Consider the following 7,261-nt stretch of genomic DNA (forward strand, 5'->3'; position numbering starts at 1 on the left):
ACAAGAAATGTAACATTCACGAACTTTGTTAAATTATTTTGAAAAAATAATACGTTGAAACTTTACATTACACCTCTAAATAGGTAGACATTTTAATTTTTATGTTGTAATCTTTGATAGAGAATAATTTAATTCTCATAGAACTCCCATATCGTTCAACTCGTTCAGCGAGAAAGGCAAACTGATGGAAACATTAGGACGCAAAACTGTAGGAGCTAAGGCCGGAAGGCTATGCTAGCCAGTTACCGGACGGATAGGGTTGGTCTTGACCAATGCTTTTTTCATTGGTCTTTTTTTTGTTTATAAACAAATGAGAACTATTATCGTTTATTAATAAGATTTATATTTTACTAGTTTTACTTTATATTAAGTTAATTAAGAAAGGTGATGTTAATGGAAAAATATTGGCACAAGCTATCATTTCTTCAAAAAAATGTATTGTTAACTGTGTTAGTAATTTTGACCCTTGTTGGTACTATGGGAGCGTTAAGTTTTAACATGTTTCAAAATAGCATGATGTCTATGTTTGAAAGGCATTCTTTTGAAACAGGAGATACGGTATTACATAAATTAGACGCGGAAATATTGAGAGATGTTGCAAAAGACCCAACGGCAGAAAGAGAAAAGAGAGAGAAGTTAACAGAGAAATTAGATGAATCCACGGAAGAACTGAACAGTGTTGGACAAACGTATATTGTTGGAGCGAAAAAAAATGAAAAAGGTGAGCTACAAATCATTGATTTGTCTACAGGTTTAGCGAATGTTGTTGAAGTAAGGCCGGGAGAATATTATAAACAACCAGATCTTTGGATGAAAGCATATGATAAAGTAATGAGCACGAAAAAAGCAAACATGACAGAGGTATATGAAGACGCATTAGGAACATGGGTAACGATATTAGAGCCAATTAAAGATGGAGAAGATAATATTGTGGCACTTGTTGCAGCTGATGTAGATGCCTCTATTGTTCCTAGTACAAAGAACAAATTCATTATACAAGGTTTAATGTTTATTTGTATTTCTGTTTTAATTGCAACTGTTATTCAATTCTTAATTGTACGTAACGCACTTGCTCCATTGCGGGATTTACGTGAAGGATTGCGCAGAGTCGGTGAGGGTGATTTAAGTATTAAATTAGAGGAAAGACCAGATGATATTGGTATTATTAATGCGTATTTTAATAATACCATCGAGAAGTTTAAAGGAATTATAGATAAAGTGAAGCAGACAGCAGAACAGGTTTCCTCATCTTCACAAGAATTGTCAGTGAGTACGAAAGAGAATAGTATGGCAGTTCAAGAAATCATAAGTTCTATGGTTGGGTTAAGAGCTGACGCTCAATCACAAGATACTTCAGTACCACAGTATTTAGGTATTGTATATGAAATGGAAGATAAGATGGAAGAGATAAAGAATGCTGCAGAACAAATGGCGAAAGAGTCTGAAGGTACGAAGCATCATTCAGTAAAAGGAAATGGTGTTATTGAACAGGCGATTCATCAAATGAACATAATACAAAATGCAGTACAAGATTTATCTTCTCTCATTTATTCTTTGGAAACAAGATCAAAAGAAATTAGTGATATTGTAAATGTAATTACAGGTATTTCAAATCAAACGAATTCGCTAGCTTTAAACTCTTCTATTGAAGCTTCACGTGCTGAGGCAACCGGAAAGGGATTTGCCGTTGTTGCTGATGAAGTGCGTAAATTAGCAGAGCAGACGGAAGCATCAGCAAAAGATATAGCAAAATTAATAGGAGAAACACAAGCTGGAACGGAAGAAGCTGTTGTTTCAATGCAAAATACTTTAAAAGAAGTAGAATCTGGAATGAAACTTGTTGAAAGTAGTGGTGCTTTCTTTGGGGAAATTTCAAAATCAGCACAATCTGTTACAAATCAGGTTAGAGTTGTTTCTGGCAATTCAAGTGATATATTGCAAAATAGCCAAAATATTGTTCGGGTTGTAAATGAACTATCACTTATCGCAAATACGTATGCGAATAGTAGTAGTAATGTTGAAGAAAGTATGAAAGAACAGGAAATGTCTGTACAAGATATTGCTGAATTAGCCAGTTCTTTAAGCTGGCTTTCACAGGAGTTACAAGAGTTAATAGGGGAATTTAAAAGTTAAATGAAATGATTATACGTACTTTTGTTTGTTCAATAAAATAAATCATGCTACAATGAAAACGAATTAAGGACCGGGGAGCCAATTGGCTGAGAGGATGTAAACAAACATCGACCCTCAACCTGATCTGGATAATGCCAGCGTAGGGAGTTACTTAAAGTGGTGTAGCATATGTTATTCTATAATAACTTGCATACAAGGCTTTCCTACGCAGTAGGAAAGCCTTTTCTTGTTTTAACATTTCATTTTATAAGGGGGATTTTACTATGTCACAACAAGTTACAATTTCATTTTCAGTAGTACCACAAGCGAAGAACAAAGATGTATATTCTGTTGTCGATAAAGCAATTGAAGTTGTACAACAATCGGGAGTTCGTTATGAAGTAGGGGCAATGGAAACAACGCTGGAAGGAGAATTAGATGTACTTCTTGATGTCATTAAACGTGCACAACAAGCGTGTGTGGATGCTGGAGCAGAAGAAGTAATTACTTCTATTAAAATCCACTATCGTCCAAGCACTGGTGTAACGATAGATGAAAAAGTTTGGAAGTACCGTGATGAATATGCAAAACCAGAAGCAATCTAAAATAATTACAACAATTTGGCTTATCCTTCTCATTGCGATATGGGAAGGATCTGTTTCATTATTTAAAATTGAACCATGGATTTTACCGAAGCCTTCTGCCATTGTTCAAGAATTAATTGGAATGAAAGATTTACTATTACCGAATACGATGCAAACGCTGCAAGAGGTTATAATTGGACTGTTCTTTGCGATTTTAATTGGGACAAGTATTGCAATTATTATGGACGTTATTCCTTTATTTCGTATTTTAATAAATCCGTTGCTTGTTATTTCGCAAACGATTCCAATCGTTGTACTTGCACCGTTATTTATTATTTGGTTTGGATATGGAATGTTACCGAAAGTAATGGTAGTCATACTCGTTTGTTTCTTCCCAATTGCGCTTAGCATTTTAGAAGGTTTTCAAACGGTAGATAAAAATATGTTGAAGTTGTTGCAAACGATGAAGGCAACGAAATGGCAAGTTTACCAGAAAGTAAAGTTTCCAGCAGTGCTTCCATACTTTTTTTCAGGTTTAAAAATTGCAGTTACATATAGCGTAATGGGAGCGATTATTGGGGAATGGCTCGGTGCCAGTGAAGGATTAGGAGTTATGCTTACGAGAGCTACAAAATCCTTTTTAACAGCCCGAGTATTTGGTGTGGCAGCAATTATTGTTATGGTGACATTATGTCTGTATTTTATCGTGGAGTTTATGGCAAGAATAACAGCACCATGGATATATAGAAAGGACGGCAGAAAATGAAAAAAGGTTTAAAAGTGATGTTGGCTGCCTTATTAGCAGTAGGTGTGGTTGGATGTAATCCGGCGAAGAAAGAAAAAAGTGCAAGTAAAGATCAAAACGTAAAAGTAGTATTAGATTGGTTTCCGAATACGAATCATACTGGCTTATATGTAGCTCAAGCGAAAGAGTATTATAAAAAGCAAGGCTTAAATGTAGAAATTATTCAGCCTGGTGATAATGTGACAGCGGAGCAAATGATAGCTTCAGGAAAAGCTGACTTCGCAATAAGCGCACAAGAAAATGTAACGTTGGCTCGTGTGGAAGGGATTCCTGTTGTATCTGTAGGAGCGATTATTCAGCATAACACTTCAGCTTTTGCATCGCTTAAGAAAGATAACATGACTTCACCGAAAGATTTTGAAGGTAAACGTTACGGAGGCTGGGGAGGACCAGCAGAAGAGGCTACATTAAAGACAATTATGGAGAAGCATCAAGCTGATTTTAATAAAGTTGAAAAAATCATCTTAGGACAAACCGATTTCTTTAAATCAATCGGTCGTGATGCAGACTTTGAATGGATTTATTATGGATGGGATGGAATTGAAGCGAAGCGCCAAGGGAAAGAGTTAAATACGATTATGGTGAAAGACCTAGACCCTGCGCTTGATTTCTATAGTCCTGTTATTATTACGAGTGAAAAACATACGAAACAAGATAAAGACTTTGTGAAAAAGTTCATGAGTGCAACGACAGACGGTTATAATTTTGCAATTAAAGAACCGAAAGAAGCTGCTGATATTTTAATTAAAGCAGTTCCAGATGTGAATAAAGACTTAGTACAAGAAAGTCAAAAGTGGTTAAGTACGAAGTATCAAGATGATGCAAAAGCATGGGGAGTACAGAAGGAAGAAGTTTGGACGAATTACATGAATTTCTTATATGATAACAAAGTTATTAAGAAGAAAATTGATGTGAAAGATGCCTTTACAAATGAGTTCCTTCCAAGTGAAAAATGAGTGGATTACAAATAAAAGAGGTTGTAAAAGCTTTTGATGGAAAGAATGTAGTAACAAATATTAGTGCTTCTATACAAGAGGGAGAATTTGTTTCCTTTGTAGGACCGAGTGGTTGCGGGAAAAGCACATTATTAAATATGATTGCAAATGTTGAAAATCCAACAAGTGGGAATATAACGTATAAGGATACGCACGTACGAGAGCAAGATGTTGTAAGTTATATGCCACAACAAGATTTATTACTACCGTGGCGATCGGCTTTGCAAAATATAGTGCTGCCATTGGAAATTGAAGGTAAACCGAAAAAACAAAGGCTAACAGAGGGAATGGAAGCATTAAAGCAGTTTGAACTAGATGAATATGCAGACCATTATCCAGATGAATTATCTGGTGGTATGCGTCAAAGAATTAGTTTTTTGCGCACATATTTATGTGAAAAGCCAATTATGCTACTTGATGAGCCTTTTGGAAAATTAGATGCCTTTACAAAAATGGAGGTACATAGCTGGCTTTTAAACTCTTGGCATCAAGAGAAGCAAACAATCGTTATGGTCACACATGACTTAGATGAGGCAATCTTGCTTTCGGATCGCGTATTTATTTTATCTCAAAGACCAGCATCAATAGTTGGTGAGGTACAAGTGAAATTACCTAGGCCGAGAACGATGGATATGTTAACATCACTGGAGTTAAAGAAGGATAAGGAAGAAATTTTGAAAGTGTTAGCTCCTTATATGAAAAAATAGAAAAAGTCTTTTAACAGTTTTTAGTATAATCACTGTTAAGAGGCTTTTTTGTATAGGGGGAGAAAGATGAAATCTATAGAGCAAATAGTTGATTCGTTAACGCTTATCTTTACAAGTCCATCATATGCATTAGAAAAGATGTATAAAGAAAATTACGCAGAAAATGAAAAAGTGGAGAAGGAACAAAAGAAAAAATAGAGAATAGAATATAACAGAGTAGTTTATACTCTTAATATAACAAATGTTAAAGGAGTGAAAGGATAAAATGACTTTATCAACTGTTCTTCAAATGGTTTTAGCTTGATGCGGGAGAAGTCTGCCCATTTTTAACGATTAAGCTAAATTGAAGACAGCAGGTAAAGAACCTTAATCCTTTTTTACGATAGTATGTAATGGGTAAGGTGTATTCACCTTACCCATTTTTTATATGCACAATTAAATAAGGCTTTATACTGTTGCCCTCTCTATTTAGCTTATGAACTATAAGTAGAGGAGAGAAAAAAATGAGTATATTAACAGTAGAAAATTTAAGTCATTCGTATGGTGAGAAAACCATTTTATATAATGCGTGTTTTCGACTATTAAAGGGCGAGCATGTTGGGTTAGTAGGGCAAAATGGAATTGGAAAATCAACATTGTTAAGGATTTTAACAGGAGAACTTATACATGATGACGGAAGCATTGAATGGTTTCCACATGTGAAGATAGGTTTTTTACAGCAGCATATGGATTTACAAGAGGGGATAACAATTGAAGGATACCTACAAAGTGCATTTTCGGATTTGTATACGATTGAATGTGAAATGTTAAAAATTGCTGAAGAAATGAATGGAGCAAGCGAAGTAGAAAAACTGTTAGTAAAGTATGGAGAATTACAAACTATATTGGAAAGCTCTAATTTCTATCAAATTCATACAGAAATTGAAGAAGTAGCAATCGGTTTAGGTTTATTTGAAATAGGTTTGAAAAAGGATGTTTCACAGTTAAGTGGAGGACAGCGAACAAAGTTGTTACTTGGGAAGCTCCTTTTAGAAAAAGCTGATGTTTTATTGCTAGATGAGCCAACAAACTATTTAGATACAGCCCATATAGAATGGTTGCAATCGTATTTGAGGCTGTATGAAAAAGCTTATGTGATCATTTCACATGACGAAGTATTTTTGAACAGTATTACGAATGTTATTTATCATCTAGAAGAACGGAAAGTGAAGCGGTACGTAGGAAATTATGAAAAATTTGTGCAAAGTTATCAATTGCAAAGGAAACAATTACAATCGGCGCATGCGAAACAACAAAAAGAAATTGCGCAGTTAGAAACATTTATTCAAAAAAATAAAATTCGAAAAGCGAAACAGGCTAAAAGTCGAGAGAAAGTATTAGAGAAAATGCAGAGGATTGAAAAGGTTACTCATGTAACTCGATCCCGTTTTGATTTTACTGTTTATGAGGAGCCAGTGAGTCGTATATTGCAAGCTGAGAAACTAAGGATAGGTTATAGCGATCCGTTATGTCCAGAGTTGAATTTACAAGTGAAAAAGGGAGAAAAGATAGCGATTGTTGGTCATAATGGAATTGGAAAAACGACGATGTTAAAAACGTTATTAGGCCAAATAAAACCGCTAAGTGGTTCGATTTCTGTTGGAGAGCGAGTAAATCCTGCCTATTTTGCACAGGAAGAGTTTGCATCAGAAACAACACCATTAGAGAAAGTTTGGACAGAACGACCAGATATGACAAGGAAAGAAGTACGCCAAGCATTAGCAAAGTGTGGCTTGAAAGAAGAGCACGTATTAAAGCCTATTCGTTTATTAAGCGGCGGAGAACAAACGAAAGTGCGTTTATGTGAACTTATCGTAACGAAAAGCAATGTTTTAATTTTAGATGAACCGACTAATCATTTGGATATAGAAACAAAGGAGTCTTTGCAGGAAGCGTTACAACAATATACAGGAACAGTTTTACTTGTCTCACATGAGCCGTCTTTCTATGAAGCATGGATCACAAAAGTATGGAATGTGGAAGAATGGAACGCTGAACAATAATCACAAAGAAAAGGCA

7 protein-coding genes and 2 riboswitches are annotated in these 7,261 nt (G+C 35.2%); all 7 genes read left to right on the plus strand.

All coding sequences use genetic code 11. The features are described from left to right. Window positions 1-165: 165 nt before the first annotated feature. A riboswitch (cyclic di-GMP riboswitch) is annotated at window positions 166-250 on the plus strand. A 143-nt stretch (window positions 251-393) separates the two neighbouring features. Beyond that, on the plus strand, window positions 394-2,133 hold the full coding sequence (locus tag KI369_RS13465) for a methyl-accepting chemotaxis protein (RefSeq protein WP_212956279.1): 1,740 nt from the start codon (window positions 394-396) through the stop codon (window positions 2,131-2,133). 61 nt (window positions 2,134-2,194) lie between these two features. Continuing rightward, a riboswitch (TPP riboswitch) is annotated at window positions 2,195-2,296 on the plus strand. 100 nt (window positions 2,297-2,396) lie between these two features. Continuing rightward, window positions 2,397-2,717 carry an MTH1187 family thiamine-binding protein gene (locus tag KI369_RS13470; RefSeq protein WP_000082898.1) on the plus strand — a complete coding sequence of 107 codons (321 nt, stop codon included), beginning with the start codon at window positions 2,397-2,399 and terminating at the stop codon, window positions 2,715-2,717. Next, entirely contained in the window at window positions 2,689-3,462 is a 774-nt protein-coding gene (locus tag KI369_RS13475; RefSeq protein ID WP_001057155.1) for an ABC transporter permease, read from the plus strand. The genes KI369_RS13470 and KI369_RS13475 overlap by 29 nt, the downstream gene beginning before the upstream one ends. Continuing rightward, window positions 3,459-4,457, plus strand: coding sequence for an ABC transporter substrate-binding protein (locus KI369_RS13480; RefSeq protein ID WP_212956280.1), 999 nt, complete (start codon window positions 3,459-3,461; stop codon window positions 4,455-4,457). The genes KI369_RS13475 and KI369_RS13480 overlap by 4 nt, the downstream gene beginning before the upstream one ends. Continuing rightward, window positions 4,454-5,203, plus strand: a complete 750-nt coding sequence (locus tag KI369_RS13485) for an ABC transporter ATP-binding protein (RefSeq protein WP_212956281.1) — start codon at window positions 4,454-4,456, stop codon at window positions 5,201-5,203. Before KI369_RS13480 ends, KI369_RS13485 begins: the two co-directional genes overlap by 4 nt. A 66-nt stretch (window positions 5,204-5,269) precedes the next feature. After that, complete coding sequence (locus KI369_RS29660; protein WP_259652774.1) at window positions 5,270-5,401, plus strand: hypothetical protein; 132 nt, start codon at window positions 5,270-5,272, stop codon at window positions 5,399-5,401. A 305-nt stretch (window positions 5,402-5,706) separates the two neighbouring features. Continuing rightward, a complete protein-coding gene (locus tag KI369_RS13490; RefSeq protein WP_212956282.1) occupies window positions 5,707-7,245 on the plus strand; it encodes an ABC-F family ATP-binding cassette domain-containing protein in 1,539 nt (512 codons plus the stop codon). Window positions 7,246-7,261 lie beyond the last annotated feature (16 nt).

Origin of the sequence: Bacillus sanguinis, from assembly GCF_018332475.1 — a bacterium.
Classification (GTDB): Bacteria; Bacillota; Bacilli; order Bacillales; family Bacillaceae_G; genus Bacillus_A; species Bacillus_A sanguinis.